The sequence below is a fragment of the Janthinobacterium goodfellowi genome (assembly GCF_051380695.1).
Classification (GTDB): Bacteria; Pseudomonadota; Gammaproteobacteria; order Burkholderiales; family Burkholderiaceae_D; genus Janthinobacterium.
Window position 1 is genome coordinate 181,636 of sequence record NZ_JBNYXN010000007.1, and the last position, 26,927, is coordinate 208,562.

Here is a 26,927-nt window from a genome sequence, read left to right on the forward strand (position 1 = left end):
ATAGGTAAGTCTGGCAGCGGTTAGAATCACGCTTTACCCTCACTTTTGTCACCTGCATGCAGCAAAGTCGCCTCCTGTTCTTCCGCCTGGCCGGCCAGTTTCGCCGCTATGGCGCCATCGTTGCCGCCACCTTGCTGGCCGTCGGCGTGGCGTCCGCCACCGATGTGTTGTTAATCCGCCAGTTGCAAAACGTCGTCGACGCCATGCGCACGACGGCCAGCACGCAAGTCGCGCCCGTGTCCGGCGTGATGGGCATGCTGCAGGGCTGGGTCGACCGTTTCTTGCCAGCACAGGCAGGGCAGGTGGACTTGTGGGTGATTCCCGCCACCATCCTGGGCCTGGCCGTGCTGCGCATGGTCTCCAGTTTTGCCGGCGATTACGGCTCCGTATGGCTATCGAGCCGCGTGCAGGCCGATTTGCGCGAAAAGATGTTCGCCACCATCATGCGCTTGCCCAGCCGCTTTTTCGATACCACCACCACCAGCTTGACGCAATCGCGCGTGGCCTTCGACGCCAGCCAGGTGTCGCAGGCGGGCTTGAACGTGCTCAACGTGATGGTGCGCGATTCCGTCGCCACCATCGGCTATCTGATCCTGCTGTTCAGCATCGACGTGAAGCTGGCCCTGTTCTGCATGGCCTCGATGCCCATCGTCGCCATCGTCGTGACCCTGGCGGGCCGGCGCATGCGCCATCTGAGCAAGAGTTCGCAGCAAGCGGTGGGCGAGCTGACGTCCGTGCTGGACGAAAGCATCGGCGGCCAGCGCGTGGTGAAAATCTTCGGCGGGCAAGATTACGAGCAGGCGCGCTTCGTCGACGTCGTCAAGCGCAACCGCCAGCTGGCCGTCAAGCATGCGGCCACGTCGGCCATGAATTCCGGCTTCATCATGATGCTCGTCGGCATCACCCTGTCGTCCGTGATCTATTTCGCCATGCTGCGCGCGCAAAGCGGCGCCATCACGCCGGGCGCCTTCGTCGCCTTCATGGGCGCGCTGATGGCCATGCAGTCGCCGATCAAGAATCTGACCAAGATCAATGAGCCGCTGCAGCGGGGCCTGGCGGCGGCCGAATCCGTCTTCGGCCTGATCGACACGCCGCTGGAACCGGACCCGGGCACCATCGCCCCGGCCACCGTGCAGGGCAATCTGTCCTTGCAGAACGTGCATTTCCGCTACAACAGCGACGATCCCGATGCGCCCACGGCCTTGAGCGATATCACGCTCGACATCCGCGCCGGCGAAACGGTGGCCCTGGTGGGCGGCTCCGGCGGCGGCAAGACGACCTTGCTGGGCTTGCTGCCGCGCTTCTATGACGTCAGCGGCGGGCAGATCCTGCTCGACGGCGTCGACGTGCGCGATTACGCCTTGCTGGCCCTGCGGCGCCAGTTCGCCCTCGTCAGCCAGGATGTGATCTTGTTCAATGACACGATGGCGGCGAATATCGCGTACGGCGACCCGGCCCCGGACATGGCTCGCATCGAAGCGTCGGCGCGCGCCGCCTACGCCCACGACTTCATCATGCAGTTGCCGCAAGGCTATGCGACCCAGGCGGGCCAGAACGGTTCGCGCCTGTCGGGCGGACAACGCCAGCGCCTGGCCATCGCGCGCGCGCTGTACAAGGATGCGCCAATTCTGCTGCTCGATGAAGCGACCAGCGCGCTGGATACGGAGTCGGAGCGCTCCGTGCAGGCGGCGCTGGAAGTGCTGATGCGCAACCGCACCACCATCGTCATCGCCCACAGATTATCCACCATCGAAAGCGCCGACCGTATCGTCGTCATGCAGGGCGGCCGCCTGGTCGAGTCGGGCAGCCACGGTGACTTGCTGCGGCAGGGCGGCGCGTATGCACGGCTGCATGCGAGCCAGTTGTCGCCCGTCAAGGATGGCGCGGGCTAGAGCCTTAGAACACGTGAATTTCCTGTAATACCAGCGTGGCGCCCAGCGCCGTGCCTTCCACGCGGAACGTGGCGGTCAGGTCCGACCAGGCGCCGTTCAGTGGCAGGGCGTGGCGCGCTTCGGCGATCGCCACGCCGCCATCCTCGCTTGCCGGGCGCTCGACGCAGCGTTCGTGCGGCGCGCCGCTGGCCAGCGCCGCCGGCGTGACGCGATACACGCTGCCATCCGCATACGGCTGCGGCGAACCATACCCTTCGATCACGGCGCGCAGCAGCGCCGGCGTCCAGCCGTAATACGCGTCGTGCGCCGTGCGCGCATGGGCGCACGCGTAATCGCCGCGCGCCAGGTCGGCGATCCAGGCGTCGATGATGTCCAGTATCTGTGTGTCGCTGGGGGCGGAGGGCAAGTGCATGGATTTCTTTCGTGACAGGGGAAAACGTTGCTTTCCATTATGATGGCCGCCGCACGATAACATTGCAACGGAACACAATGCACACACGACAGAAGACACGCGTGGCCCTGGCCGCCTTGCTGGGCGCGGTCCTGGCCTCGCCGCTGGCGGCACAGGCACAGCCCGCAGGGAAAACGCCGACGCCAACTTTACAGGAGGAAGACCGGACCATGTATTTGGATGAAAATTTCATGCCCAGCAATCAGCGCCGCGCCGTGTATGCGCTGCGTACGCCGCCCGTGCGCGACGAGGCGCTGGGCGCCTGGCATGTGCGGCTCGAATTTCCCGACACGCCGGGCGTGCCGGCCTTTGAAACCTATGCCACCGACCTGGACCTGAGCCAGATCAAGTTCGTGCGTTTTCGCAAGTACTACTACGAAAATGGCCAGCTGCTGCGCGAAACCTATTTCAATGCCCAGGGCGAGGAGCTGCTCGGCGGCAGTGTGTACTTCGAGAATGGCCAGGTCAAGCAGAAGGTCACGCCGCTGGCGAACGGGCGCGACAGCATCTCGGAAACGTATCACGAGAACGGCCAATTGATGAGCCGCACGCTGTACCACGGCGACGAGATGGCCGATGGCGAGCAAGTGTCGTATGGCGCGAACGGGGCCGTCAGCAACCGCTCGTATCGACGCCATGGCCAGATGGATGGCCTGGAGGAATCGTTTTATCCGGATGGCAAGCTGTTCCGAAGGGGACGGCACGTCGATGGCCAGCGCGAGGGCGAGTTTGTCATGTATGCCGAGGATGGCAAGGTGCTGGCCAGGACCGTCTGGGTGCACGGCCAGCCCGACGGCTGGTCGTTTGAAAGCCATGGCAATGGCGTCGTGTCGAACAAGACGCTGTACCAGAAAGGTGCCGTGCTCAGCTTGCAAACGTGGGGGGCGAATGGCCAGCCCAAGTTTGCGTGGCAGAAAGACGCGCAGGGGCGCGACCACGGCGACACGACGGATTGGCATGCCAACGGCGTGCGCGCCAGCGTGACCCCGTTTGTCGAAGGCCAGCGCCACGGCTTGCTGCAGACCTGGTACAGCGATGGCAGCCTGCGGCAGATCGTGCCGTATGAGCATGGCAAGAAGCACGGCATCGAGCGCCAGTGGGACAAGGCCGGCAAGCTGGTGCTGGAACAGACGTGGCACGATGGCCAGCCCGTGGCGGCGCAGTAGGGGGGCGCATGCGGTATGCACAGAAAATGCGCCTGGCGCTGCTGGCAATGCTCATGACGGTGCTGCCGCTGGCGGCGCAGGCGCAGGCGCAGGCGCAGGCGCCGGCGCCGGCGCCGGCTGGCGGCACATCGTTCTATGACAACGGCCAGCTCAAGCAAAAGGTGACCCTGCTGCCGAACGGACGCGACCGTATTGTCGAGTCTTACCATGAGAATGGCCAGCTGATGAACCGCATCCGCTACCACGGCCAGCAAATGGCCGATGGCGAGTATGTGTCGTACGGGCCGAATGGCAAGGTGAGCAGCCGCGCCTTCCTGAAAGGCGGCAGGATGCATGGGCTGCAGCAATTGTTTTACGCCGACGGCAAGCTGTTCCAGCGCAGCCATTTCATCCATGACCAGCAGGATGGCGAGGCCGTCACCCTGGCGCCGGACGGCAAGGTACTCGCCAGCATGACGTGGCGCCATGGCGAGCCCGACGGCTGGTCGTTCGATAGCCATGACAATGGCCAGCTGGCGCAGAGAGCGCTGTACCGCAAGGGCAAGCTGCTGAGCATGCAAAAGTGGGGCAGCAATGGCCAGCCGACCGTTGCCTGGCAGCAGGATGCCCAAGGGCGCGAGCAGGGCGACCTGATGGAGTGGCATGATAACGGCGCGCGCGCCAGTGTCACGCCCATGCGCGACGGCCAGCGCCACGGCTTGGTGCAAAGCTGGTACAGCGATGGCAGCCTGCGGCAAATCGTGCCGTATGAGCACGGCAAGAAGCACGGCATCGAGCGCGAGTGGGACCAGGCCGGCAAGCTGGTGCTGGAGCAGGCTTGGCGCGATGGGCTGCCAGTAACAGGCAGTTAGTAGCGGACCGCCATTGCAGGTATCATGCAGGGATTCCGGCCCGCCAGCAGGCGCGAAGCCGGCAGGATAATGGAGGCAATGGTGGTGGAAGCGGACGTTTCGGCAATGGCCAGGGCGCAAGGTATGGCCTTGCAAAACATGCGCGTCGTCATGCGCGCAGCGCAGCGGCACTCGGCGCAGATCGAGAAGCAATGCGGCGTGTCTGGCGCGCAACTGTGGGTGATGCAGGAATTGCTGGAGCGGCCGGGCCTGCGCATGGGCGAGCTGGCCGGCAAGATGTCGATACACCAGACGACGGCCAGCAACCTGGTCGAGGCGCTGGTAAAAAAAGCCTATGTGCGCAAGGCGCGCGACCAGCCCGACCAGCGCGTGGTCACCCTGACCCTGACGGCGGAAGGGCAAGCCGTGATCGCCAGCGCGCCGCAGCCGGCGCGCGGCTTGCTGCCCAGCGCGCTGGCCCAGCTGGATCCTGACAGCCTGGCGCACCTGAACCAGGGCTTGAACGCCTTGCTGGCCGTCGTCGCCCCCGATGACAGGCAGGCGGGCATGCAGCCGTTTCCGTTTACGATGTAGTGTCCCGGCTGGCCTGCGGCAGCCGTTGCAGCTGCAGCTGCGCCAGTGCCCCGTACAGCGGCTCGCTGAGCACGCGCGACACGGTGCTGGCCACCACGGCGCAGGCCATCAGGCTCAGCACCATGCCGTGGCCGTCGACCATTTCCATGACAATAATAAAAGCCGTCAGCGGCGCCTGCGTGGCGGCGGCCAGGAAGCCCACCATGCCCAGCGCGATCAGGGCCGGCGCGTGCGGGTAGTGCAGCAGCACGGCGATATCGTGGCCGATGCCGGCGCCGATGGCCAGGGACGGGGCGAAGATGCCGGCCGGCACGCCCGACCAGACGGTCAGCCACGTCGCCACATATTTGAAGGCCACAAAGGCGGGCGTCGTCTCGGACGCGCCTTCGAGCATGGCGCGCGTGGCCACGGTGCCGCTGCCGAACGTGGCGCCGTGGCTGGCGATGCCGATGGCCGCCACCAGCACACCGCAGACGGCGGCGAACAGCACGGGCCGGCCTGTTCTCCATGCAGATAATTTCCCCAGCGGATTGCCCCGGGCGGACGCCAATAGCAGCCGGGCGAACAGGCCGCCGGCCACCCCCGCCACCAACGTGACCAATAAACCTGGCAGCGCCAGCGCCAGGCCGATGGGGCCGGGATGGATGATGCCGAAGTGCGTGGCGTTGCCGTGGATCGAGACGGCCATCATGCCGGCCAGCACGATACCGGCGACGATGAGGCCGCTGTTGCGCTGCTCGGGCGAGCGCGACAATTCTTCGATGGCAAACATGACGCCCGCCAGCGGCGTGTTGAAGGCGGCCGCGATGCCGGCCGCGCCGCCCGCCACCAGCAGCGAATGGGCGCTCACCTGCGAATGGCGTGGCAGCCAGCGGCGCGCGGCCAGCATCACGCCGGCGGCGATCTGCACGGACGGCCCTTCGCGTCCCAGCGACAAGCCGCCCAGCAAGCCGCCCGCCGTCAGGACTATCTTCGCGGCGCTGAGTTTCAACGAGACAAACAAGGAGCGCTGTTCCGGCGCCACGGCCGGGTCCAGCGTGGCCATCACTTGCGGGATGCCGGAGCCGGCCGCGCCCACGGCATAGCGGCGCGTCAGCCAGACGAGCAGGGCGGCGCAAGCCGGAGTCCACAGCAGGGCGAACCACCAGGCCTTGCCGTTAAAAAAGAGAAAACAATCGAGCGCTGTTTCCGCCAGCCACGTAAAGCCCACGACGACGAGCCCCGCGATGGCGGCCATGCCGACGACGACGGCGCGCGACCACCACAGGCGCGGGTTGGCAAATTCATGCTTGAAGGCAGAGGGGATGTCGTGCAAGTGCTTCATTGCGGCAAGTCCAGGAAGGGGCGCGCAGGGCGTCGGGGAGGAGTGCCATTATAAAGCTATATTTGTCCAAATGTATTTCATCTGATTTATCTGTGGGCGGCTGGCAACAGAAGGTCTGTTCCGGCCGGGAAATCGGCGAGCGCCCGCCCTTGCGGCGCCAGCTGCGGCCCGGACGGCCACGGGCTTACACGAACAGTTCGCGCCGCGCGCTCTGGCTGATGGCGACGGTGGCGGGGTGGCTCAGGCGGCGTTCCGTAGTGATCGCATACACCTGCTCGACGAGGCTGTCGACCCGGCCCAGCGCCACCACGCCATGCTGTTCGCACACCTGGGGCGCGATCACGGTGGGGGCGAAGAACAGGCCGGCGCCGGACTGGCCGAAGGCCTGCATCATGGCGCTGTCGTCGAACTCGCCCACGATGCGCGGGTGCAGGTGGTTGTCGCCCAGCCATTGCAGCAAGCGGCCATAGATGGCGAAGTCCTCGCCCGGCAGCAGCAGCGGCGCGCCATCGAGGCATAGCGGAAAGCCGCCTTCCAGGGTGGCGGCCAGCGCCGGCGTGCCGAACAGGGTCATGCCGCTTTCGCCCAGCAGGTGGTTGTAGCCGCGCACGCTCAAGTGCGACGGCATGGGGCGGTCGGCGATGATCAGGTCCAGCCGGTGCACGGCCAGGTCCGCCAGCAGGCTGGCCAGCCGGCCTTCGCGGCAGATCATGCGCAGCGGTTCGGCCAGGCCCAGCGCCGGTTCGACCAGGCGGCAGGCGATCAGTTTCGACACGGAATCGGCGCAGCCCACGCGAAACGTGGTCGTCGCCGTGCGCGACTGGTCGCGCACGATTTCCAGCAATTCGTCGCCCGTGCTGAAAATCTCTTCCGCATGGCTGAGGATGCGCCTGCCCGTCTCCGTCAATTCCAGCTTGCGCCCGCTGCGGCGGAACAGTTCCACGCCCAGGGTGTCGGCAAAGTCGCTGAGCTGGCCCGAAATCGATTGCGGCGTCAGGTGCAGCTGCTCGGCCGCGCGGGCGATGCTGCCCGTCTTGGCCACCATCCAGAAATAGCGCAAGTGCTTGAAGTTGAGTGTGGACATGTTTGTTCCCGGCAAATTAATACATCGAGTTTTTCGATGTATTAATAAATTATATTCGATTTGTTCGATGTTTATATTCAGCCTATGATGACTGCTCAATTCATGCAAGGAGAGTGCCATGGGCATCAGGAGACAGACAGACAGTTGCGGAGGCCGCCGATGAATGGCCTGGAGAGTATTGCAACGGCACCCATGTGGGCCGGCTTCATCGTATTCGTCCTGTTCATGCTGGCGCTGGACCTGTTCGTCTTCGGCGGCAACAAGGCGCACAAGGTCGGCGTCAAGGAAGCGGCGACGTGGTCGCTCGTGTGGGTCAGCCTGGCCCTGCTGTTCAACGGCGGCCTGTGGTGGTATCTGAACGGCACGGCCGGTCCCGAGATCGCCAACCAGAAGGCGCTGGAGTTTTTCTCCGGCTACCTGATCGAGAAAGCGCTGTCGGTCGATAACGTCTTCGTCTTCCTGCTGATCTTCAGCGCCTTCCAGGTGCCGATCCAGTACCAGCGCCGCGTGCTGATCTACGGCGTGCTGGGCGCGATCGTCATGCGCGCCGTGATGATCATGGCCGGCGCCTGGGTGGTGAGCGAGTTCAGCTGGGTGCTGTACCTGTTCGGCGCTTTCCTGTTGATTACCGGCATGCGCATGCTGGTGGCGGCCGATGCGGAACCGGATGTGGCGAACAATCCCGTGCTGCGCTTTGCCCGCCGCCACTTGCGGGTAGCGGACGGCGACCACGGCGAGCGTTTCTTCGTAGCCAAGGGCGGTTTGCGCTATGTCACGCCGCTGTTCCTGGTGCTGATCCTGATCGAGGTGACGGACCTGGTGTTTGCGGTCGACTCGATCCCGGCGATCTTCGCCATCACGACGGACCCGTTCATCGTCTTCACGTCGAACCTGTTCGCCATCATGGGCTTGCGCGCCCTGTATTTCCTGCTGGTGGACGTGGCTGACCGCTTCCACATGCTCAAGTATGGCCTGGCGATGGTGCTGGTGTTCATCGGCGCCAAGATGCTGATCATGCCGTGGTACCACGTGCCCGTCGAAGCCTCGCTGCTGGTGGTGGCGGTGCTGATCGTGTCGAGCTGCGTGGCGAGCGTGTTCATCACCCGCAGCGACAAAAAGTAAGACTGCAGTACGGCGCGCCCCGCACGGCGGTGGCGCGCTTTTTAAACCAACAATGGAAAGTAAAAACTATGCGTACCTATGAAACGAACAGTCCCCAGGCGGCGGGACGTATTCTGGCCCTGATGATGGTGGTCGACGGCAACCTGGCCAGCGCCGAGCTGCAAGCCATGCACCGCAGCAAGATCCTCGAACATATCGACCTGGCGCCGGCCGCTTTTCAACAGCTGTTGCAAGACCTGTGCGACGACATGCTGACCTCGACCGTGCATGGCGCCGTGCAGCTGGCCCATGGCGTGATCGACAGCCTGCTCGATGAAATCACGGACCCGGACTTGCGCCGCAAGCTGCTGCAAGCCATGTGGAAGATTGCCGACGCGGACGACTGGCTGGCCGATGGCGAAGCCGTATTGCTGGCCCGCGCCAGCGCGGCCTGGTCGGCGGAAACGAATTTCCGCCAGCACGCGGCGTAATTACGCTGCCTTGTGTCCCATGGCAATCACGGCGGCGCCGGCCAGGGCCAGGCCCACGCCCGTCACATCCGTCCAGGCGGGCGTGATACCGTCCACCAGCCACAGCCATCCCAGCGCCGTGGCGATATAGATGGCGCCATACGTGGCGTAGACCCGGCCGCTGGCGGCCGGATGCAAGGTCAGCAGCCACACGAAGATCAAGAGGCTGAGGGCGGCCGGCAACAGCAGCCAGGCGCTGCCCTTGTTGCTCAGCCATAGCATGGGCAGGTAGCAGCCCAGCAGTTCGGCCACGGCCGTGACGGTAAACAGCCCGAAAGTGCGGGCAAGACTGGTCCATTCGATGGCGTCGTTCATGGTGTTCCTGTTGTGCGGTCAGCCGCCATTGTAGACGGGCATCTGTTAATGAAGCTGCGGCGCATCGAGTTGCAGGGCGACATACAGCAGCAGGCGGTCATCCGTGTCGTCCAGGTCCAGCCCCGTCAGTTCGGCGATTTTCTGCAGCCGGTAATCGAGCGTGTTGCGGTGGATATGCAGTGACCTGGCCGTGGCCATCGGGTGGCTGTGATGGCGGAACCAGGCGGCCAGGGTGCGCATCAGGGTGCCCGACTTGCGGTCGTGCACCTGCAGGCGGGCCAGGGTCTGGCGCAATTGTTCCGCCTGCCAACCGTCCTGCAGGCCGGACAGCAGCACGGGCAAGCTCAGCTCCAGATAGGAAAAAGTAGCTTGCGCGCCATCGCGGACGCGCCCCACGCGCGCCGTCTGCTTCGCCGATTCATACGAGGCCGTCGCCCCATCGAGACCGGGCAAGGCCACGCCCATCGACAGGGTGGCGGCCGGCGCGAGGGCTTGCTGCGCCACCTGGTGCAGTTCGAGCAGGCGCTGCCTGGCTTGCGCCGCGCGCGCCTGCTGGGGGCCGCTGGCGGGAAAGGCGTCGAGCAGCACCAGTTCGCCCGGCGAGACGACGGCCATCAGCAGGGCAGGCCAGCGCGCCGACAGGTCGGACTGCACTTGCTGCAGCTGCGTCAGCACCTGGTCCAGCCGTTCGCCCGGGCCTTCTCCCGCATCGGGTATTTCCAGCACGAACATGGCACGCGGCACGCGCAAGTCCAGCGCCAGGCGCGCCGCCCACGCCTGCATGCTGGCATCCGAAATGCCCGTGCGGTAGACGAGCTGGAACACGAATTCCTCGCGGTAGCGCTTTTCGTGCTGCAACTCGCTGAGCAGCCGCGCCTGCTCCAGCATCATTTCCGCCATGGCGCGCACCAGCTCGCCGAACTGGCGCACGGCATCGGGCTCGCCCGTGATGCCCAGCACGCCGCAAATCTCGCCGCGCACCGTCAGGGGCAGGTTGATGCCGGCCCGCGTACCGGGCAGCCTGGCCATGTCGGCCGTGCCGATTTCCACGCCGCTGCGCCGCGTCAGCGCCAGTTGCGCGCCCGGATGCAGATCGCCCACGCGCTGCGGGTCGCCGCTGGCCAGGATCACGCCGCGCGCATCGATGACGTTGACGCTGAACGGGATGATGGCCATGGTGCGCCGGACGATGTCTTGCGCCAGGGGGAAATCGATGCTCGGCATGAATGGTGCGCCTTATGGTTTTGTGCATTTGCATGGAATCATCGGATTAAACGCTATATTTCTTCATGCATCCGCACGATGACTGTTTCTGCCGGCGATTGTACGATGGGCTGCTCGTATCCCATAAAAAAATACTCAGGAGACAACCATGATCACCCAACCAGGCGCCAGCCTGCCCGCCGGCGCGTCCGCGCAGGACCGCGTGCGCGAAGGCGCCTACCGCAAGGTCACCTTGCATCTGATCCCTTTCATCTTCATTTGCTACCTGTTCAATTACCTGGACCGCGTGAATGTCGGCTTTGCCAAGCTGCAAATGCTCGATGCGCTGCAATGGAGCGAAAGCGTGTACGGCCTGGGCGCGGGCATTTTCTTCATCGGCTACGTGGCCAGCGGCGTGCCCAGCAACCTGCTGCTGCACCGCCTGGGCGCGCGCAAGGTCATCGGCACCCTGATGATCGCCTGGGGCATCGCTTCGGCCTGCCTGATGTTCGTCACCACGCCGGCCGCGTTTTACTCGCTGCGCTTCATCACGGGCGTGTTCGAGGCGGGCTTCTTCCCCGGCATCGTGCTGTACTTTACGAACTGGTATCCCGCTTCGCGCCGGGGCCGCATCATGGGCCTGTTCATGTCGGCCATTCCCATTTCCGGCTTGCTGGGCAGCCCCTTGTCGGGCTGGATGATGCAATCGTTCGCGGGCCACGGCGGCCTGGCCGGCTGGCAATGGATGTTTTTGCTGCAAGGCATCCCCACCGTATTCATCGCCATCATCGGCCTGTCGCTGGCGACCATGGGCGCGCTGTCCGGTCTGCCCATGTTCTGGCCCCTGCCCACGGCCTTCCTGGACAGCGCGGCGGCGGCCGGCGGCCTGGCGCTGATCAATTCGCTGGGCCAGGTGGCGGGCTTCGTCAGCCCCTTCCTCGTCGGCTGGATCAAGGATGCGACGGGCGGCACCGACGTGGCCCTGTATATTCTTTCCGCAGTCATGCTGCTGGGCGCCATACTGGTGCTGCGCGTTCCCGCGCGCATCGTGAACCGCTGATGCCATCGAACCGGAGGAATTGACAATGACGACCACCGCGGCGCCGCGCGCCTTGCTGCAAGCCATGTTCCACGCCGCCATCGAGGCGGCGCAGCCATCGCATTGCATCCCGCCCCATCTGCCGCCCGCGCCCAAGGGACGGCTGATCGTCATCGGCGCCGGCAAGGCGTCGGCCGCCATGGCGCAAGCCGTGGAACGGCACTGGCCGGGGCCGTTGTCGGGGCTCGTCGTCACGCGCTACGGCTATGCCGTGCCGTGCGAGCGCATCGAGATCGTGGAAGCGTCGCATCCCGTGCCGGATGCGGCCGGCATGCAGGCGGCGCGCCGCATGCTGGACCTGGTGGGCAACTTGCAGGCGGACGACACGGTGCTGTGCCTGATCTCGGGCGGCGGCTCGTCGCTGCTGGCCCTGCCTTTGGATGGCATCACTTTGGCCGACAAGCAAGCCTTGAACCGCGCGCTGCTGGCGTCGGGCGCCACCATCGGCGAAATGAATTGCGTGCGCCGCCATTTGTCCGCCATCAAGGGCGGCCGGCTGGCGGCCGCCTGCCATCCGGCGCAGGTGGTGACGTTGGCGATATCCGACGTGCCCGGCGACAAGCTGGGCGATATCGCCTCCGGCCCCACGGTGGGCGACGCGACGACGTGCGAGGACGCGCTGGCCATCGTGCGCCGCTATGGGATCGCATTGCCGGGCAGCCTGCGCGCCGCGCTGGAAAGCGGGCGCGGCGAATCCGTGAAACCCGATGACCCGCGGCTGGCGCACACGCGCACGACCCTGGTCGCCACGCCGCAGATGGCCCTGGAAGCGGCCGCCGCCGTGGCGCGCGCGGCCGGCGTCACGCCGTATATATTGGGCGACAGCCTGGAAGGCGAGGCGCGCGACGTTGGGAAAGTCATGGCCGGCATCGCGCTGCAAACGGCGATGCGGGGCCAGCCGTTTCCCGCCCCGTGCGTGCTGCTGTCGGGCGGCGAAACGACGGTCACCGTGCGCGGCAACGGCCGCGGCGGGCGCAACGTGGAATTTTTGCTGGCGCTGGGCATCGCGCTGGACGGACACGCGGGCATCCATGCGCTGGCCGGCGACACGGATGGCGTCGACGGCCAGGAAGAGATCGCCGGCGCTTGTCTGGCGCCCGACACCCTGCAACGCGCCTGGGCGCTGGGCATCAAGCCCCGCGACAGCCTCGACAACAACGATGGCCACGGCTTCTTCCAGGCGCTGGGAGACGCCGTGATCACGGGCCCGACATTGACGAATGTCAATGATTTCCGGGCTATTTTGATTACCTGAATTTAGAACCCTTCCAGCACGATCTTGCCTTTTGCCGTATTGCTTTCCAACAGGGCATGCGCGCGTTTCAGATTCGCCGCATTGATCGTGCCGAAGCGCTCGGCCAGGGTCGTCTTGATCACGCCCGCGTCCACCAGTTGCGCCAGTTCCTCGAGCAAGGCGTGCTGCTGGATCATGTCCGCCGTCTGGAACAGCGAACGGGTAAACATCAGTTCCCAGTGCAGCGACACGCTCTTGCCCTTGAACTTGCGCACGTCGATGTGCTCGGGGTCGTCGATCAGGGCGAACTTGCCTTGCGGCGCGATCAGTTCGACGATTTGCTCGAAATGCCTGTCGGTCTGGTTCAGGCTGATCACGTAATCGACGGGCGGTAAACCGAGGCGCGTGATTTCGGCGGCCAGCGGCAGGCTGTGGTCGATCACGTGGTGGGCGCCCAGTTCCTTGACCCAATCGGCCGTTTCCGCGCGCGAGGCCGTGCCGATGATGGTGACGCCTGTCAATTGACGGGCCAGCTGCACCAGCACGGAACCGACGCCGCCGGCCGCGCCGATCACCAGCAGCGACTTGCCGGTCAGATTCTTGTCGCGGCTGATCTGCAGGCGGTCGAACAGCAATTCCCAGGCCGTGATCGCCGTGAGCGGCAGGGCGGCGGCAGGGGCGAAATCGAGGCTGGCCGGCATGTGACTGACGATGCGCTCGTCGACGAGCTGGAATTCGCTGTTGCTGCCGGGGCGGTTGATGGCGCCCGCGTACCAGACCTTATCGCCCACCTGGAACAGGGTGACGTCGGGACCGACGGCCGTGACGACGCCGGCCGCATCCCAGCCCAGCACTTCCGGCTGGCCGTCTTTCGGCGCGCGGTTCTTGCGCACCTTGGTGTCGACGGGGTTGACGGAAATGGCCTTGACGGCGACGAGCAGGTCGCGCCCCGTGGCGACGGGCGTGGGCAGCTCGATGTCGAGCAGGGCGTCGGCATCGGTGATGGGCAGGCTGTGGTGGTAGGCGATGGCTTTCATATTCTTCCTTTGGTAAAACAGTGATGGAGTCGGGTAGGTCGGATTAGCGCGGCTGTACCGCGCGTCATCCGACACCACCATCGGCCACGCCAACAATGTTGTCGGATTACGGTCCTTCGGACCTGATCCGACCTACGCCATACAGGCTTGATGACGTATCATGGCCATTTTCTCGCCAGGGAAAAAGAGGGCGCGTACCGAAACACTTTCAAAGGAATGCTGAAAATTGCTGCGACTCGATGACTTGCAGGTATTTGTCCGCACGGCCGACCGGGGCAGCCTGTCGGCGGCCGCGCGCGAGATCGGCATCTCGCCCGCGCTGGCCAGCGCCGCCGTCAAGCGCCTGGAAGGGGAATTGGGCTTGCGCCTGCTGGCCCGCACGACCCGTTCGCTGAGCCTGACGCCGGAAGGCACGCAATACCTCGAGCATGCGCGCGAGGCCTTGCGCCTGCTGCGCGCGGGCCATGACGCACTGCTGGCCGGCAAGGACAGTTTCGGCGGAACCTTGAAAATTGCCATGCCTTCCGACCTGGGCCGCAACCTGATGCTGGGCTGGCTGGACGAGTTCCAGCTGCGCCACCCGAAGCTGCAATACCAGCTCAGCGTCAGCGACCGGGTGGCCGACATGGTGCGCCAGCAAGTCGACGTGGCCATCCGCTATGGCCAGCAAGACGATTCGAGCATGGTCGCCATGCCCATCGCGCCGGCCAACGACAGAGTGCTGGTGGCGTCGCCCGGCTACCTGCGCGAACATGGCCCCTTGCTGGCGCTGGAAGACTTGCCGCAGCACAATTGCCTGCGCTTCGCGCTGGAAGACGGCTTGCACGACCGCTGGACTTTTTACCGCCTGCCCCAGCGCGAGCAAGTGACGATTGCCGTCAGCGGCAACCGTAGCGCCGACGATGCCGAACTCGTGCGGCGCTGGGCCGTGGCGGGCCTGGGCATCGCCTGTAAATCGCGGCTGGACGTGGCTGGCGACGTGGCCGCCGGCCGCCTGCACGTGCTGCTGCCCGAAGTGGCGGGCGAGGCCACGCCCCTGCACCTGGTCTGCATGCACCGGGCGCAGGTGACGCCGCTGGTGCTGCAGCTGCGCGATTTCCTGCGTGACAAGTGTGATGAGTTATTGAAACAGCATGATTGAGTGACGATTATGCCTGCGCGAGTTGCCCGCCATGGCTCTTGATATCATCGATTCTTTAAAATCACATCGCTCATGTATTGATTCAAATCGCGAAAATCCTTTACCCGCCAGGCGTATGGCGCGATCTTGACGCCATTCTCTTTCAAGGTCTTTGGAATCAAATCGCCATTCGGACGAAGTATGACCGAGGATACGATCACGCCCGGATAATCCTTCAGGCGTTTCTTGAAAGCGGCCGTTGTCAGGTCCGGCGTGGGAGGCGTGCTTTTATTCGCCAACGGCCCTGTGCCCTTGATCTCTGCTCCATGGCACACGGCACATCGCTGGACATACAGCGTTTTTCCATTCAGATTCTCCGCGTAGGCTGACGGCGTTTGTATGAGCGATAACATTCCCAATGCAGCGATAAATAATATTTTCATTTCTTTTTAATGTGGACGTATTGTATGGATAATGTCTGGTTCAAGAGAAAATACGGAGCTGCCATTGCAGTACGCAATTCTCTCGATAACATTTTATCCGAGATTATTCATCAGTCATGTGCCCGTACCCGAGAGAAGTTGTCTAATGAGCAGCCATGCTTGATTACAACTCGTTGCAAATGGCAATCATGCGCAGGTCAACCTGAGCGTACTCTCAGGCATTATGCATGAAACCGCTTGAAGGACCGCCATGACCCCGAACCGATTATTGCCGACGACCTTGATGTCCCTGCTGTTGCTGGCCGGCTGTGCCGCGACGGCGCCGCCGGCCGCGCAGCATGCCGTCGCCGCGCCCGACAATGCCGCACAAGGCGTCGCGATGCTCGAGCGCGTCAGCTGGGGCGTGAACGAGGGCAGCGTGCGCCAATTGCAAAAGGAAGGCTGGAACGCTTACCTGCAGGCGCAATTGCATCCCGGCAAAGCCCGCCTGCCGCCCGCCGTGCAGGCGCAGATCGACGCCATGACTATCAGCCAGGTGCCGCTCGATCAGCTCGTCATGTCCGTGGAGCAAAAGCGCAAGGAATCGGCCGGTGTCATGGACGATATGGCAAAGCAGCAGGCGCAAAAGGAGTACCAGCAGGAATTGAACCGCCTGGCGCGCGAGGCGGCCACGCGCTCGCTGTTGCTCGATGTGTATTCGCCGAACCAGTTGCAGCAGCAGCTGAGCTGGTTCTGGCTTAACCATTTCAGCGTGCACCAGGGCAAGCACAACTTGCGCGCCATGGTCGGCGATTACGAGGCGAACGCCATCGCGCCGCATGCCTTGGGAAAATTCCGCGACTTGCTGGGCGCCACGGTCCACCATCCGGCCATGCTGCGCTACCTCGATAATGAAGCCAATGCCGTCAAGCGCATCAATGAAAACTATGCGCGCGAGCTGATGGAGCTGCACACCCTGGGCGTGAACGGCGGCTACAGCCAGACCGATGTGCAGGAACTGGCGCGCATCCTCACGGGCGTGGGCGTCAACCTGGGGCCGGATACGCCGAAGGTGAAACCGGCGCTGCAATCGCAATACGTGCGCCAGGGCATGTTCGAATTCAATCCGAACCGCCACGATTACGGCGATAAACAATTTCTGGGGCAAACGGTGAAGGGCAGGGGACTGGCCGAACTCGACGAAGCGCTGGACCGCCTGAGCCGCAGTCCTGCCACCGCGCACTTTATCAGCGGCAAGCTGGCCCAGTATTTCGTCGGCGACAATCCACCCGAATCCCTGGTGGCACGCATGGAGGCCACCTTCCGGCACAGCGACGGCATGATCGCCGACGTGCTGCAGACCATGTTTGCCAGCCCGGAGTTCAGGCAGTCGCTGGGCAAGAAATTCAAGGACCCCATGCATTATGTGGTGTCGGCCGTGCGCCTCAGCTATGACGACAAGCCCATCCTGAACGCGGGTCCCATGCTGAGCTGGCTCGCGCGCATGGGCCAGCCCCTGTACGGACGCCAGACGCCCGATGGCTATCCGCTGACGGACGCCTCCTGGGCCAGCCCCGGCCAGATGACGACGCGCTTCGATATCGCCCGCACCATCGGTTCGGGCAGTGCCGGCCTGTTCAAGACGGATGGGCCGCAGCCGCAGGAAAAGGTCGCGTTTCCCCAGCTGGCCAGCGCCCTGTACTACCAGTCGCTGCAGCCAACCTTGAGTCCCGCCACGCGCCAGGCCCTGGAGCAGGCCGCCTCGTCGCAGGAGTGGAACACATTCCTGTTGTCTTCGCCGGAAATGATGCACCGTTAGATTGAAAGGAACTGCCATGCACCGTCGTGACCTGTTGAAAGCCCTGGCCGCCGCGCCCCTGTTGTCGCACGCGGGCAGCTTGCTGGCCGCGCCTGCCACGAATGCGAAGCTGCTGTTCGTCTTTTTGCGAGGCGGCTATGACGCGAACAACCTGCTGGTGCCGGTCGGCAGCGATTTTTATTATGCATCGCGGCCGAATATCGCCATCGCGAAACCGGGGGCGGACAACGGCGCGCTGGCCTTGAACGCCGACTGGGCCCTGCATCCGGCCTTGCGCGAGACCATCTATCCCATGTTTACCGGCGGCGAGGCGGCCTTCATCCCGTTTGCGGGCACGACGGATTTGACGCGCAGCCATTTTGAAACCCAGGACAGCATCGAACTGGGACAGGAACTGGGCGGCCGGCGCGATTTCCGCTCGGGCTTTTTGAACCGGCTGGCGCAAAGCCTCAACAGCGGCAATCACGCCATTTCCTTCACGGACCAGCTGCCCCTGATCTTCCAGGGCGGCGTGCAAGTGCCGAACATGGGGCTGCGCTCCGTGGGCAAGTCCGGTATTGATGCGCGTCAAAGCCAGCTCATTGCCGCCATGTACAAGGGCACGCCCTTGCAGCAACCGGTCAGCGCGGGCTTTGCCGTGCGCGAGGACGTGAGCCGGGAATTGACGGGAGAAATGCAGGCGGCCAACCGCAACGCCATCAGTACCAAGGGCTTTGAACTGGAAGCGCAGCGCATCGCCCGCTTGATGAAGGACAAATACAACCTCGGTTTCGTCGACGTGGGCGGCTGGGATACGCACGTGGGGCAGGGCGGCGCCAGCGGCTACCTGGCGGGGCGTTTCGACGAACTGGGGCGGGGCTTGGCCGCGTTTTCGCAGGAAATGGGCAGCGAATGGCGCAATACCGTCGTTGTCGTGGTCAGCGAATTTGGCCGTACCTTCCGCGAAAACGGCAACCGCGGCACGGACCATGGCCACGGCAGCGTCTTCTGGGTGCTCGGCGGCGGGATCAAGGGCAAGCAGGTGGCGGGCGAGCAGGTGGCGATTTCGCAGGCGACGCTGTTCCAGAACCGCGACATGCCCGTGCTCAATGAATACCGCGCCGTGCTGGGCGGCTTGCTGCGCCGCACCTTTGGTTTGACACCGGCGCAACTCGATCATGTGTTTGCCGGCGTCAAACCGGTGGAGCTGGGGCTCGTATAAATCTCCATGGCTCCGTGTTACGCTACGCCTGCGCAACTGGCGCGTAGCCTAGCACCTATCAAAACCTACTGCGCGTCGTAATTTGCGGCCTGCGATGCTCACTGTACCTTCGTACAGTTGCGCTTCTCAGCCACAACTTCCTTCCGCTCGCTACGGTTTTGTTAGGCGCTATAAGCCCGTACACCTTTAAAGTGTGCGGGGCACGAATGGAGTGGTATGACCGATACCCAGCGCGACATCGTCAGCGCAGGCTTTTCCCTGGCCCTGATCGCCGTGACGGCCTTCGTCATGCAGCGTTTCTTTTTGCCGCTCGTATGGGCCGGCATCCTGTGCGTGGCCACCTGGCCCCTGTACCTGCGCGTGCGCGCGGCGCTGGGCCAGCGCACCATCATCGCGGCGGCCGTGCTGACCCTGGCGTTCGCCTGCATCTTCATCATCCCCGTGCTGTTCGGCGTGGCGCAGGCGGCGCGCGAAGTGCCCGTGCTGGCCAATTTCGTCGTCCATGCGAATACGGACGGCTTGCCCGTGCCGGACTGGGTGGCGCATATTCCCCTGGCCGGCAGCGCCATCGGCGACTGGTGGCAAGCCACCCTGAGCCAGCCCCACGGCCTCGGCCACTTCTTTGCGGGCAGCGCCGTGGGCGGCTTTCACTCCGCGCGCGACATGCTCAAGGTGCTGGGCGCGGACGTCTTTCACCGCCTGGTCGACTTCGGCCTGGCCTTCTTATGCCTGTTTTTCTTCTACAAGGATGGCGAAGCGCTGACGCGCCAGATCACGGCCGTCGGCAGCCATTTCTTGCGCCCTGAACGCTGGGGCCGCTATGCGCAAAAGATCCCCACGGCCATCCGCGCCACCGTCAACGGCCTGGTGCTCGTGGGCCTGGCCGAGGGCGTGCTGATCGGCTTCGCCTACGCGATTGCCGGCTTGCCGTCGCCGGCCCTGTGGGCGTTCGCCACCGGCATCCTGGCCATCATCCCGTTCGGCGCGCCGCTCGCTTACCTGTGCGCGGCCGCTTTGCTGGTGTTCCAGGGCAATGTGGGCGCCGCCATCGGCGTGGCCGCGTGGGGCACCGTGGTGTTGTTCGTGGCCGACCACTTCGTGCGTCCCGGCATGATCGGCAACGCTACCCGCTTGCCTTTCCTGGCCGTGCTGTTCGGCATCCTGGGCGGCGTGGAAACCCTGGGCCTCGTGGGCCTGTTCATCGGCCCCGTCGTGATGGTGCTGTTCGTTACCCTATGGTACGAGGCGAATGTGTTCGACAAGGTGGTGCCTGTCAAGGCAGGCGCGAACACACCTGCCAGCCCGGCCGCACCGGAACGCACGCAGTAATGAGGGGTCGGCCAGCGTTGCCGCTGGCCGGTACTGGCGCGCTCCCGGCGTGGCCGGACGGAGCTCCTTGACCGCTACGCGGTTAAGGTGGACTTAATGCGCTTTAGATAAGATCAACAACCAACGGCGCATCAGCAGCACTTCAACATAGCCCGGCTCGATGCCCGTACCGCACTCGATCAGGGGATTGACGGTGTAGTAGCGCTTGCGGAAGTCGCGGCAGACGAGGATTTCGCGCTTGCCCATGCGGACGAGGAAAGAGCTTGGGGCGTATTCCAGGCCGAACCGTGAGCCAAAACCGCTATTCAATGTTGCCATGACAATTCCTTTGAGGGAGATGTGTTGAACGAGTCATCAGAATAGCATAACTACTGTATGAATACACAGCTACTGTATGAATAAACAGTATTATTTTTCTGGTGTGGTTTTTTTGATCATCGCCAGGAACATGAAAGAGAGATCAGTTTGCAAGAGAAAAATGACATGGAGATGACAACGGGCTGGACCATGAAACTGCGCCGCTTCGTCGAGGCGCGCCTGTCGCCCGAAGGCGAACTGGGCCTGCATATGACGGTGGGCGTGGCCCTGATGCTGGTGGCCATCGTGGTCTTCCACGAGATCGCCGAAGCCGTGATGGGCATGGCCCACATCACCGTGATCGACCTGCAGGTGGCGCAGTGGTTCAACCAGCATGCCGTGCCGTGGATCACCAGTTGCCTGCTGGTCGTCACGCATATGCATGGGGTGATCGGCGCCATTACCCTGGCCGTCTTGCTGGGCTGGTATCTGCACCGCAAGGGCGCCGATTACTGGCTGTTTACCCTGGTCATCACCATGCCGGGCGTCATGTTTTTGAACCTGCTGTTAAAGTACATTTTTGTGCGCGCGCGGCCCAGCTTTGACGAGCCCATCCTGCAGACGGCCTTGAGCACGTACAGCTTTCCCAGCGGCCATACGGCCACGTCGACAGCACTGTACGGCTTGCTGGCCGCCTACCTGATTTGCCAGACGGCGCCCGGCGCCTGGGGCAAGCGCATCGCCATCGCGCTGGGCGCATTCCTGATGGCGTCGCTCGTCGGCTTCAGCCGCATTTATTTGGGCGCGCATTACCTGAGCGATGTGCTGGCGGCCATGGCGGAAAGCTATGGCTGGCTGGCCATCTGTATCGCCGGCGTGTCGACCCTGCGCCGCCGCCGGCATATCCGGCAAACGAAATAAGGGGAACGATCCTGAGCAAAATCGCCGTCATCATCAATGCGGGCGCAGGCTGCGGCTATGCGCCGGACTGGGCGCAGCAGCTTGAAGCACAATTCCTGGCCGTGGGTCTCGACGCCGCCATCACCCTGGCGCAAAGCGGGGCCGAGATGATCGCCACGGCCGAGCAAGCCTTGCGCGATGGCGCCCCCATCGTCGTGGCCGGCGGAGGCGACGGCACCATCAATGCCGTCGCCTCCGTCGTCGTGGGCAGCGGCACGCCGTTTGGCGTCTTGCCGCTGGGCACCTTGAACCATTTCGCCAAGGATTTGAACATTCCCCTCACGCTGGAGGCGGCGATTGCCAACGTGGCGCAGGGCGTGCAGCACCAGGTCGACGTGGGCGAAGTCAATGGCCGCATCTTCCTGAACAATTCCAGCCTGGGCCTGTATCCCGATATCGTGCGCGACCGCGAAAAGCAGCAGCGCCGGCTGGGACGGGGCAAGTGGCTGGCCTTCAGTTGGGCGCTGCTGGCCGCCTTGCGCCGCTATCCCTTTCTCAGCGTGCAGCTGAAGCTCAACGACGCCGTGCATGCGCGGCGCACGCCTTTCGTCTTCATCGGCAATAATGAATATCTGATGGAAGGCTTGAATATCGGCGAGCGCGAACGGCTCGATGGCGGCCAGCTGAGTCTGTACGTGGCGCAGCGTCCGGGCCGCCTGGGCCTCGTGCGCCTGGCCCTGCACGCGCTGTTCGGCAAGTTGTCGCAGGCCAAGGATTTCGATGTGCTGACGGCCACCGACCTGGAGATCGCCACGCGACACCGCCGCCTGCGCGTGGCCACCGATGGCGAAGTGACCGTCATGAATACGCCGCTGCGCTACCGCATCCGCACGGCCGCGCTCGCGGTGATCGTGCCGGCGCCCGTGCCCGCAGCCAGCTAGGAGAGCGCCATGCGTACCATCGTGCATTTATCGGATTTGCATTTCGGCCGGGTCGACGGGGACTTGCTGGCGCCCTTGCGCGCGCTGGTCGAGCGCCTGGAACCGGACGTGGTGGTGGTCTCCGGCGACCTCACCCAGCGGGCCCGCAGCGCCCAGTTCCAGGCGGCGCGGGCCTTTCTCGACAGCTTGCCGGGGCCGCAGATCGTGGTGCCAGGCAACCATGACGTGCCGCTGTACAACGTCTTTTCCCGTTTCCTGACGCCGCTGGTGAAATACCGGCGCCACGTGACGGACGATTTGTCGCCCGAATACGTGGACGAGGAAATCGCCGTGCTGGGCATCAACACGGCCCGCTCATTGACGTTCAAGGATGGGCGCATCAGCCACGAGCAGATCGATTTCCTGCGTGAACGCCTGGGCCGTTTGCCGCCCGGCTTGACGCGCATCATCGTCACGCACCATCCATTCGACTTGCCCGAGCACTTCGACGAGGATGACCTGGTGGACCGTGCGCCGCTGGCGCTGCAGATGTTTTCGGAATGCGGCGTGGATTTGCTGCTGGCGGGACACTTGCATGCCAGCGTGGCGGGCAACACGGCCGAGCGCTACAAGATCGCCGGCTACGCGGCCCTGATGGTGCAGGCGGGCACGGCCACGTCCACGCGGGGCAGGGGCGAGTCGAACTCCTTCAATGTGCTACGCGTGGAAAACAGCTGCATCCGGGTCGAGCGCTACAGCTGGAATGAAGACAGCGCCGAGTTTGAAAAGGTCAGCACGGAAGCGTTCGAACGCCAGGGCGGCGTGTGGGCCAGCTTGCGGCCGTTGTGAGGCGCCGCGTCTTGCCCGATGATGTTTTAATTACAGATGGCGTGCCGCATCCATGCGGTCATGCAAAATGCGGACGATGGCAATGCCATAGTGAGTGATGCGGAAATAAATCATGTGCCGTCCGACTTTGCGGCGCCGGTAGCCGGGCCGAATCTGCTCGCATGCCGGTGCCGTCTCGGGCGCGCGTGCCAGGTCATCGAAGGCTGCCGTCATGGTGTCAAGATAAAGACTGGCCTGCTGCACGCTCCACCGCTGCGACGTATACGCCCAGATCGCCTCAAGATCACGTTCGGCGGCGGGCGTCAGCCGGTATTCAGCCATGCGTTGCCAGCATTCTCTGCTTGAAAGCCCTGGCGTCGAAAGGCTGGGGTTCGCCGCTTGCCTCGCCTTCCACCAACGCCGCGCGGATCGCATCGAGTTCGGCGCTGCGTTCCTGTTCACGCCGGATCAGGTCGCGGATGTATTCGCTGTCGTTCGTATAGCGCCCCGCGTCAATTTGCGCTTTGATCCAGTCGTCCTGCTGGTCCGTCAAGGTAATGGTCTTGCGCACGGTTCCCATGGTGGTCCACTCCAGATATGAGCAGTACGACGATCGTCATACTATTGGTGCAATATAGTGCATATTTGTGCAAATATCCAGCCGCCTGATCGGTGCTTACAGCCAGTAATTCATGAAACGGGCCGCCCATTCCTTCATGCGGTCGGAGATGGGCCGCGTTTCCCATTTCGCCTTGGTGATCTCTTGCGAGTCGCGCAAGTCTTCCTGGAAGGCGTTTTCCATTTCCCGGCCGAAACTGTCTCCCAGCACGATCACGTTCAGCTCGCTGTTGTGCAGGAAGCTGCGCATGTCGATATTCGTCGAGCCGACGGTCGACCAGGCGCCGTCGATGACGGCCGTCTTGGCGTGCAGCACGGCCAGTTTCAGATGGAAGATGCGGATGCCGCCGGCCAGCAGCTGGTCGTACAGCGCGTGTCCCGCATGGAACACGAGGCCGCTGTCGGACACGCCGGGCAGCACCACGGTGACGTCCACGCCCCGCTTGGCGGCCGCGACCAGCGCGTCCACCGTCTGCTGGTCGGGCACGAAATAGGCGGACGTGATGTGGATCGATTTCTTCGCTTCCTGGATGGCCAGGATATACGCCTTGTAGATTTCGAAGCCGCCGTCCGGCTCGCTGGCCACCACGCGCACCAGCTTGTCGCCCACTTCGGAAAGCACGGGGAAATAATTGGCATCTGGCAAGTCGGCCTGGTCTTGCTGGGCCCAGGTGCGGATGAACAGCCACTGGAAGGCGGCCACGGCCGGGCCTTCCACTTTCACGTGGGTGTCGCGCCAGCCCACGTCCTTCTTGTCGGTCGGTTTCGATTTCGAGCGGAACAGCGAGCTCTTGGCATAGGTGTCGCTGATGTTGACACCGCCCGTAAACGCCATTGTGCCATCGACGATCAGCACCTTGCGGTGGTCGCGGTTGTTGATCTTCCAGTCGTCGCCCTTGAGCTTGGCCGGATTGACGGGATTGAACGCCACCAGGTGCACGCCGGCCGCGCGCATGCGGTCAAAAAACGCCTGCGGCACGCCGATGGTGCCCACGCTGTCGTAGATGACGTTGACCGTCACGCCCGATTGCTGCTTTTCGATCAGCATGTCGGCAAACTTCAGGCCCAGCGGATCCTGGTCGAAGATATACGTTTCGAGGTTGATACTGTTCTTCGCTTCGCTGATGGCCTGGAACATGGCGGCCATGGTTTGCGGGCCGTCGAACAGCAGGGTCACCTTGTTGCCCTTGATCAGAGGCACACCCGTGGCCGCCTCTTCCAGCGCGGCCTGGGTCTTCAAGTCCATGCCGGACTTGGCCCAGCGCTTGTTGAGCAGGGCGGCCCGGCTGTTGACGTTCAGCATGGCGCCCTTGCCCGTGATGACATTGGGCTTGGCCACGGGGGCCAAGGTGGTGTTGAGGTTCTTGACATTGGGCAGCGAGGCGCATGCAGCCAGGGTCCAGCACAGCAGGAGGGCGGTGAGACAGGGTTGCATGCGACTAGCGGTCATTTTTGAGCCTTGTTTGTCAGTGACAGGTTTGCCGTATCATCGGCCAGTGCCAGTGGCGGCGGGTTTTTCGAACCGAAGAAGAAGACGATGGGCGAGCGCAGGAAACGCTTGCCCAGAATCTTCAGCAACTGCATGCCGTGCTTGAAGCGCACCTGGCGCGAACGCAGGGCCACCCACAGGGCCAGGCCGAAGCTGACCAGCAGGTTGGCCGTGCCGATGGCGAAGATGCCCGACAGCGACTTGACGGCCAGCTGCCAGCTCATATTGTGGTCGAGTCCCACCAGGGCCGTCGCAAAGTTGGCGGCCGAGAAGGTGATGTGGCGGATATCGATGGGCAAGCCGATCAGGAAACCCAGGGTGCCGATGGAACCGAGCAGGATACCGAAATAGAAGTTACCCATCAGCCCGCCCAGATTGTTTTCCAGGTACAGGCCAAGCCGCTGCAAGCGGTCCTGGCCGATCACGCGGCCCAGGCCGCGCAATTGCGCGATGCGCTGCGCCCAGCGCGTGTAGAGGGCCTGGTTGTCGTAATAGCCGGAAATCAGGCCGGCCACGAACAGGCACACGCCGGCGATCATGGCGTAGAAGATGGCGGGGCTGCCGATGGGGTCGATATCGTGCAGCAGATGCATGGCTTTTTCCGGCGATACCAGGTTGTGCCCCGTGATCGCCTTGTAGCCGAGCGCGATCAGCCACGCCGTGGGGATGGCCGTCGCCAGGTTGCCCAGCACGGCCATGTTTTGCGTGCGGAAGACCTTGTTGATCAGTTCGGCCATGCTGTCGAGGTCGATATTCCGGCCATCCTTGCTGTGCAGGCCGGCGGCGATGCGCGAAGCCGTCATGGCCGGCTGCTTGGTGGCCACCGTAAAGTGCAGCAAGTGGATGAACATGAAACCGATCGAGTAATTCATGCTGAACATGAACGCTTCGACCAGCGGCGCCGAGCGCAAATACGACATCAATATCTTGAACAGGGCCATGAAGCCGATGATCACGCCCGCGCCCGCGGACGAGAGGAACATGGCGCCCATTTCGCGGCGGTTTTCCGCGATGTAGTGCTCGCCCGTGCGGCTGGCGTTTTCCGTCACATTGCGCGCCAGCAAGTTGATATTGTCGGAAAACAGGTCGCTGACCTTGTATTTGTGGTTGTGCGCGCGTATCAATTCCAGCGCCAGCCCGACGGCGCCCGCGCGGCGGCGGCTGACGGGTTGCGGGTGCAGCAAGTCCTGCGTGGCGTCGACCGTGATGGCGGCGATGTCCACGTTGTTCGATGGGGGCAGCTCGCCGCTCGTATCGACGAGGAACAGCAGCTTGCGCAGGCGCTCGATGCTTTGCGCCAGCGCCACCAATAAATACGTGAGGGGAATGCTGGTGCCCTGGTACAGCGCCTTCTTGCGGATCTTGGCGATGACGGCGTCGCACTGGTCCAGCATCACCAGCAAATGGCGCGCATCCTCGATGTGCTCGATATCGCCCTGCAGCAGGCTCGTGTAGGCGTCCAGGTAGGCGTTCACTTCCGTGTTCTGCACCATGAACGGCGACTGGAACACTTCAATTTCGCTGTGGAAACGCGTCAGTTCCGGTTCCAGGCCCATGGCGCAGACGCGGTAGGACAGGGTGCGGATGGCGTCGAGCATGCCTGGCAACATGATATTGCCGTCGCCCACGGCCAGTTCGACCTCGTCGCTGGTCAGTACGTCGAACAATTCCAGCCAGTCCGTGGCGGGCACGTTGCTGATCCACAAATAATCAGTCTTCAGGTACAGCACCTGGTCGAGCGCGTCGTTCAGGTATTCGTCGCCGAGGGCGGGCGGCAGCATGCGGTAGGCGATGCGGCGTTTTAATTCTGTAAAGAAACCGCTGTTCGACAGCACGCCGATGTCGGTGTACAGGCTGGCGTGGCGGCGCGCGGCCAGCACGCGCAGCACGTATTCGTGCAGGGCGCGCGCTTGCGCGGGGTTACCTTTGAGAAGCTGGCGCAGGGTGCGCACGTTGGCAATCGCGGTAGCGCTGTCGTGAGGGCGCTTGGGACGCAGTGAGTTGAATAATTCCACCAGCAAGTCGATATTGCTGGAGTTGGGGTCAATGCGTTCGAGGATAGCTAGCATGCAGAAAAAACGGGCGAGCCGCTGTCGGTAAAACCAGTAGTGTACCGCCTGCGTC

General features: G+C 63.7%; 27 protein-coding genes. 15 read left to right on the top strand and 12 right to left on the bottom strand.

Features of this window, described 5'->3' with window-relative positions:
* Positions 1-56 precede the first annotated feature (56 nt).
* Positions 57-1,892, top strand: coding sequence for a lipid A export permease/ATP-binding protein MsbA (gene msbA, locus ACQ4WQ_RS24000; RefSeq protein ID WP_436500538.1), 1,836 nt, complete (start codon positions 57-59; stop codon positions 1,890-1,892).
* Positions 1,893-1,896: 4 nt separating this feature from the next.
* On the opposite strand, the gene ACQ4WQ_RS24005 is transcribed toward msbA, so the two are convergent.
* Positions 1,897-2,304, bottom strand: coding sequence for a hypothetical protein (locus ACQ4WQ_RS24005; protein WP_326458363.1), 408 nt, complete (start codon positions 2,302-2,304; stop codon positions 1,897-1,899).
* A gap of 77 nt (positions 2,305-2,381) precedes the next feature.
* On the opposite strand from ACQ4WQ_RS24005, the gene ACQ4WQ_RS24010 reads away from it, so the two are divergent.
* From ACQ4WQ_RS24010 to ACQ4WQ_RS24020, 3 genes are all read left to right on the top strand, one after another.
* On the top strand, positions 2,382-3,509 hold the full coding sequence (locus ACQ4WQ_RS24010; RefSeq protein WP_436500540.1) for a toxin-antitoxin system YwqK family antitoxin: 1,128 nt from the start codon (positions 2,382-2,384) through the stop codon (positions 3,507-3,509).
* 8 nt (positions 3,510-3,517) lie between these two features.
* Entirely contained in the window at positions 3,518-4,360 is an 843-nt protein-coding gene (locus ACQ4WQ_RS24015) for a toxin-antitoxin system YwqK family antitoxin (RefSeq protein WP_436500542.1), read from the top strand.
* 123 nt (positions 4,361-4,483) lie between these two features.
* The gene (locus tag ACQ4WQ_RS24020; RefSeq protein ID WP_436500544.1) at positions 4,484-4,933 is read left to right on the top strand and encodes a MarR family winged helix-turn-helix transcriptional regulator; all 450 of its coding nucleotides are present in this window, start codon (positions 4,484-4,486) and stop codon (positions 4,931-4,933) included.
* Here ACQ4WQ_RS24020 and ACQ4WQ_RS24025 read toward each other — a convergent pair.
* A complete protein-coding gene (locus ACQ4WQ_RS24025; protein ID WP_436500546.1) occupies positions 4,923-6,257 on the bottom strand; it encodes a chloride channel protein in 1,335 nt (444 codons plus the stop codon). The two genes, ACQ4WQ_RS24020 and ACQ4WQ_RS24025, sit on opposite strands and share 11 nt — an antisense overlap.
* Before the next feature lie 184 nt (positions 6,258-6,441).
* Complete coding sequence (gene nhaR, locus ACQ4WQ_RS24030; RefSeq protein WP_326455937.1) at positions 6,442-7,341, bottom strand: transcriptional activator NhaR; 900 nt, start codon at positions 7,339-7,341, stop codon at positions 6,442-6,444.
* Positions 7,342-7,500: 159 nt separating this feature from the next.
* Between nhaR and ACQ4WQ_RS24035 the strand changes: the two genes are divergently transcribed.
* Positions 7,501-8,463, top strand: coding sequence for a TerC family protein (locus ACQ4WQ_RS24035; protein ID WP_328571087.1), 963 nt, complete (start codon positions 7,501-7,503; stop codon positions 8,461-8,463).
* A gap of 68 nt (positions 8,464-8,531) precedes the next feature.
* Positions 8,532-8,933, top strand: coding sequence for a TerB family tellurite resistance protein (locus tag ACQ4WQ_RS24040; protein ID WP_121668895.1), 402 nt, complete (start codon positions 8,532-8,534; stop codon positions 8,931-8,933).
* Here ACQ4WQ_RS24040 and ACQ4WQ_RS24045 read toward each other — a convergent pair whose 3' ends face one another.
* Positions 8,934-9,287 (bottom strand): YnfA family protein, encoded by a 354-nt coding sequence (locus ACQ4WQ_RS24045; protein ID WP_326455935.1) that lies wholly within the window; start codon positions 9,285-9,287, stop codon positions 8,934-8,936. It abuts the gene before it with no gap.
* 45 nt (positions 9,288-9,332) lie between these two features.
* Positions 9,333-10,511, bottom strand: coding sequence for a sugar diacid recognition domain-containing protein (locus tag ACQ4WQ_RS24050; RefSeq protein WP_436500549.1), 1,179 nt, complete (start codon positions 10,509-10,511; stop codon positions 9,333-9,335).
* Between the two features lie 151 nt (positions 10,512-10,662).
* Here ACQ4WQ_RS24050 and ACQ4WQ_RS24055 point away from each other — a divergent pair, with 151 nt between their 5' ends.
* Both ACQ4WQ_RS24055 and ACQ4WQ_RS24060 read left to right on the top strand, forming a co-directional pair.
* Positions 10,663-11,550, top strand: a complete 888-nt coding sequence (locus ACQ4WQ_RS24055; RefSeq protein ID WP_436500763.1) for an MFS transporter — start codon at positions 10,663-10,665, stop codon at positions 11,548-11,550.
* Between the two features lie 25 nt (positions 11,551-11,575).
* Complete coding sequence (locus tag ACQ4WQ_RS24060; RefSeq protein ID WP_436500551.1) at positions 11,576-12,844, top strand: glycerate kinase type-2 family protein; 1,269 nt, start codon at positions 11,576-11,578, stop codon at positions 12,842-12,844.
* Between the two features lie 2 nt (positions 12,845-12,846).
* On the opposite strand, the gene ACQ4WQ_RS24065 is transcribed toward ACQ4WQ_RS24060, so the two are convergent.
* Positions 12,847-13,860, bottom strand: a complete 1,014-nt coding sequence (locus tag ACQ4WQ_RS24065; RefSeq protein ID WP_436500553.1) for a zinc-binding alcohol dehydrogenase family protein — start codon at positions 13,858-13,860, stop codon at positions 12,847-12,849.
* Positions 13,861-14,086: 226 nt separating this feature from the next.
* Here ACQ4WQ_RS24065 and ACQ4WQ_RS24070 point away from each other — a divergent pair, with 226 nt between their 5' ends.
* On the top strand, positions 14,087-15,001 hold the full coding sequence (locus ACQ4WQ_RS24070; RefSeq protein WP_436500555.1) for a LysR family transcriptional regulator: 915 nt from the start codon (positions 14,087-14,089) through the stop codon (positions 14,999-15,001).
* 44 nt (positions 15,002-15,045) lie between these two features.
* Here the strand turns inward: ACQ4WQ_RS24070 and ACQ4WQ_RS24075 are convergent, their stop codons facing one another.
* Positions 15,046-15,423: a c-type cytochrome gene (locus tag ACQ4WQ_RS24075; protein WP_436500557.1), complete on the bottom strand. Its 378-nt coding sequence runs from the start codon at positions 15,421-15,423 to the stop codon at positions 15,046-15,048.
* Between the two features lie 250 nt (positions 15,424-15,673).
* Between ACQ4WQ_RS24075 and ACQ4WQ_RS24080 the strand changes: the two genes are divergently transcribed.
* The 3 genes from ACQ4WQ_RS24080 to ACQ4WQ_RS24090 all read left to right on the top strand — a co-directional run bounded on the left by ACQ4WQ_RS24080 (position 15,674) and on the right by ACQ4WQ_RS24090 (position 19,751).
* Positions 15,674-17,221, top strand: coding sequence for a DUF1800 domain-containing protein (locus ACQ4WQ_RS24080; protein ID WP_436500559.1), 1,548 nt, complete (start codon positions 15,674-15,676; stop codon positions 17,219-17,221).
* Positions 17,222-17,237: 16 nt separating this feature from the next.
* Positions 17,238-18,422 carry a DUF1501 domain-containing protein gene (locus ACQ4WQ_RS24085; RefSeq protein ID WP_436500561.1) on the top strand — a complete coding sequence of 395 codons (1,185 nt, stop codon included), beginning with the start codon at positions 17,238-17,240 and terminating at the stop codon, positions 18,420-18,422.
* Between the two features lie 216 nt (positions 18,423-18,638).
* The gene (locus ACQ4WQ_RS24090) at positions 18,639-19,751 is read left to right on the top strand and encodes an AI-2E family transporter (protein ID WP_436500563.1); all 1,113 of its coding nucleotides are present in this window, start codon (positions 18,639-18,641) and stop codon (positions 19,749-19,751) included.
* A gap of 93 nt (positions 19,752-19,844) precedes the next feature.
* On the opposite strand, the gene ACQ4WQ_RS24095 is transcribed toward ACQ4WQ_RS24090, so the two are convergent.
* Positions 19,845-20,069: a hypothetical protein gene (locus tag ACQ4WQ_RS24095; RefSeq protein ID WP_010396348.1), complete on the bottom strand. Its 225-nt coding sequence runs from the start codon at positions 20,067-20,069 to the stop codon at positions 19,845-19,847.
* Between the two features lie 165 nt (positions 20,070-20,234).
* Here ACQ4WQ_RS24095 and ACQ4WQ_RS24100 point away from each other — a divergent pair, with 165 nt between their 5' ends.
* Genes ACQ4WQ_RS24100 through ACQ4WQ_RS24110 form a run of 3 tightly spaced genes read left to right on the top strand, consistent with a single transcriptional unit; the run spans position 20,235 to position 22,717 of the window.
* On the top strand, positions 20,235-20,969 hold the full coding sequence (locus tag ACQ4WQ_RS24100; RefSeq protein WP_436500565.1) for a phosphatase PAP2 family protein: 735 nt from the start codon (positions 20,235-20,237) through the stop codon (positions 20,967-20,969).
* A gap of 11 nt (positions 20,970-20,980) precedes the next feature.
* Positions 20,981-21,889, top strand: coding sequence for a diacylglycerol/lipid kinase family protein (locus ACQ4WQ_RS24105; RefSeq protein WP_436500765.1), 909 nt, complete (start codon positions 20,981-20,983; stop codon positions 21,887-21,889).
* A gap of 9 nt (positions 21,890-21,898) precedes the next feature.
* Positions 21,899-22,717, top strand: coding sequence for a metallophosphoesterase family protein (locus ACQ4WQ_RS24110; RefSeq protein ID WP_436500567.1), 819 nt, complete (start codon positions 21,899-21,901; stop codon positions 22,715-22,717).
* A 30-nt stretch (positions 22,718-22,747) separates the two neighbouring features.
* Here the strand turns inward: ACQ4WQ_RS24110 and ACQ4WQ_RS24115 are convergent, their stop codons facing one another.
* The 4 genes from ACQ4WQ_RS24115 to ACQ4WQ_RS24130 form a co-directional block, all read right to left on the bottom strand.
* Positions 22,748-23,038 carry a type II toxin-antitoxin system RelE/ParE family toxin gene (locus tag ACQ4WQ_RS24115; protein WP_092800765.1) on the bottom strand — a complete coding sequence of 97 codons (291 nt, stop codon included), beginning with the start codon at positions 23,036-23,038 and terminating at the stop codon, positions 22,748-22,750.
* The gene (locus ACQ4WQ_RS24120; protein ID WP_326455923.1) at positions 23,031-23,276 is read right to left on the bottom strand and encodes a type II toxin-antitoxin system ParD family antitoxin; all 246 of its coding nucleotides are present in this window, start codon (positions 23,274-23,276) and stop codon (positions 23,031-23,033) included. The genes ACQ4WQ_RS24115 and ACQ4WQ_RS24120 overlap by 8 nt, the downstream gene beginning before the upstream one ends.
* Before the next feature lie 96 nt (positions 23,277-23,372).
* Positions 23,373-24,749 carry a cardiolipin synthase gene (gene cls, locus ACQ4WQ_RS24125; protein WP_436500570.1) on the bottom strand — a complete coding sequence of 459 codons (1,377 nt, stop codon included), beginning with the start codon at positions 24,747-24,749 and terminating at the stop codon, positions 23,373-23,375.
* Between the two features lie 11 nt (positions 24,750-24,760).
* Complete coding sequence (locus ACQ4WQ_RS24130; protein ID WP_436500572.1) at positions 24,761-26,872, bottom strand: site-specific recombinase; 2,112 nt, start codon at positions 26,870-26,872, stop codon at positions 24,761-24,763.
* Positions 26,873-26,927: the final 55 nt, after the last annotated feature.

Coding starts and splice junctions, on each gene's coding strand:
- msbA (WP_436500538.1), top strand. CDS start 57: ATGCAGCAAAGTCGCCTCCTGTTCTTCCGCCTGGCCGGCCAGTTTCGC.
- ACQ4WQ_RS24005 (WP_326458363.1), bottom strand. CDS start 2,304: ATGCACTTGCCCTCCGCCCCCAGCGACACACAGATACTGGACATCATC.
- ACQ4WQ_RS24010 (WP_436500540.1), top strand. CDS start 2,382: ATGCACACACGACAGAAGACACGCGTGGCCCTGGCCGCCTTGCTGGGC.
- ACQ4WQ_RS24015 (WP_436500542.1), top strand. CDS start 3,518: ATGCGGTATGCACAGAAAATGCGCCTGGCGCTGCTGGCAATGCTCATG.
- ACQ4WQ_RS24020 (WP_436500544.1), top strand. CDS start 4,484: ATGGCCTTGCAAAACATGCGCGTCGTCATGCGCGCAGCGCAGCGGCAC.
- ACQ4WQ_RS24025 (WP_436500546.1), bottom strand. CDS start 6,257: ATGAAGCACTTGCACGACATCCCCTCTGCCTTCAAGCATGAATTTGCC.
- nhaR (WP_326455937.1), bottom strand. CDS start 7,341: ATGTCCACACTCAACTTCAAGCACTTGCGCTATTTCTGGATGGTGGCC.
- ACQ4WQ_RS24035 (WP_328571087.1), top strand. CDS start 7,501: ATGAATGGCCTGGAGAGTATTGCAACGGCACCCATGTGGGCCGGCTTC.
- ACQ4WQ_RS24040 (WP_121668895.1), top strand. CDS start 8,532: ATGCGTACCTATGAAACGAACAGTCCCCAGGCGGCGGGACGTATTCTG.
- ACQ4WQ_RS24045 (WP_326455935.1), bottom strand. CDS start 9,287: ATGAACGACGCCATCGAATGGACCAGTCTTGCCCGCACTTTCGGGCTG.
- ACQ4WQ_RS24050 (WP_436500549.1), bottom strand. CDS start 10,511: ATGCCGAGCATCGATTTCCCCCTGGCGCAAGACATCGTCCGGCGCACC.
- ACQ4WQ_RS24060 (WP_436500551.1), top strand. CDS start 11,576: ATGACGACCACCGCGGCGCCGCGCGCCTTGCTGCAAGCCATGTTCCAC.
- ACQ4WQ_RS24065 (WP_436500553.1), bottom strand. CDS start 13,860: ATGAAAGCCATCGCCTACCACCACAGCCTGCCCATCACCGATGCCGAC.
- ACQ4WQ_RS24075 (WP_436500557.1), bottom strand. CDS start 15,423: ATGAAAATATTATTTATCGCTGCATTGGGAATGTTATCGCTCATACAA.
- ACQ4WQ_RS24080 (WP_436500559.1), top strand. CDS start 15,674: ATGACCCCGAACCGATTATTGCCGACGACCTTGATGTCCCTGCTGTTG.
- ACQ4WQ_RS24085 (WP_436500561.1), top strand. CDS start 17,238: ATGCACCGTCGTGACCTGTTGAAAGCCCTGGCCGCCGCGCCCCTGTTG.
- ACQ4WQ_RS24090 (WP_436500563.1), top strand. CDS start 18,639: ATGACCGATACCCAGCGCGACATCGTCAGCGCAGGCTTTTCCCTGGCC.
- ACQ4WQ_RS24095 (WP_010396348.1), bottom strand. CDS start 20,069: ATGGCAACATTGAATAGCGGTTTTGGCTCACGGTTCGGCCTGGAATAC.
- ACQ4WQ_RS24100 (WP_436500565.1), top strand. CDS start 20,235: ATGGAGATGACAACGGGCTGGACCATGAAACTGCGCCGCTTCGTCGAG.
- ACQ4WQ_RS24110 (WP_436500567.1), top strand. CDS start 21,899: ATGCGTACCATCGTGCATTTATCGGATTTGCATTTCGGCCGGGTCGAC.
- ACQ4WQ_RS24115 (WP_092800765.1), bottom strand. CDS start 23,038: ATGGCTGAATACCGGCTGACGCCCGCCGCCGAACGTGATCTTGAGGCG.
- ACQ4WQ_RS24120 (WP_326455923.1), bottom strand. CDS start 23,276: ATGGGAACCGTGCGCAAGACCATTACCTTGACGGACCAGCAGGACGAC.
- cls (WP_436500570.1), bottom strand. CDS start 24,749: ATGCAACCCTGTCTCACCGCCCTCCTGCTGTGCTGGACCCTGGCTGCA.
- ACQ4WQ_RS24130 (WP_436500572.1), bottom strand. CDS start 26,872: ATGCTAGCTATCCTCGAACGCATTGACCCCAACTCCAGCAATATCGAC.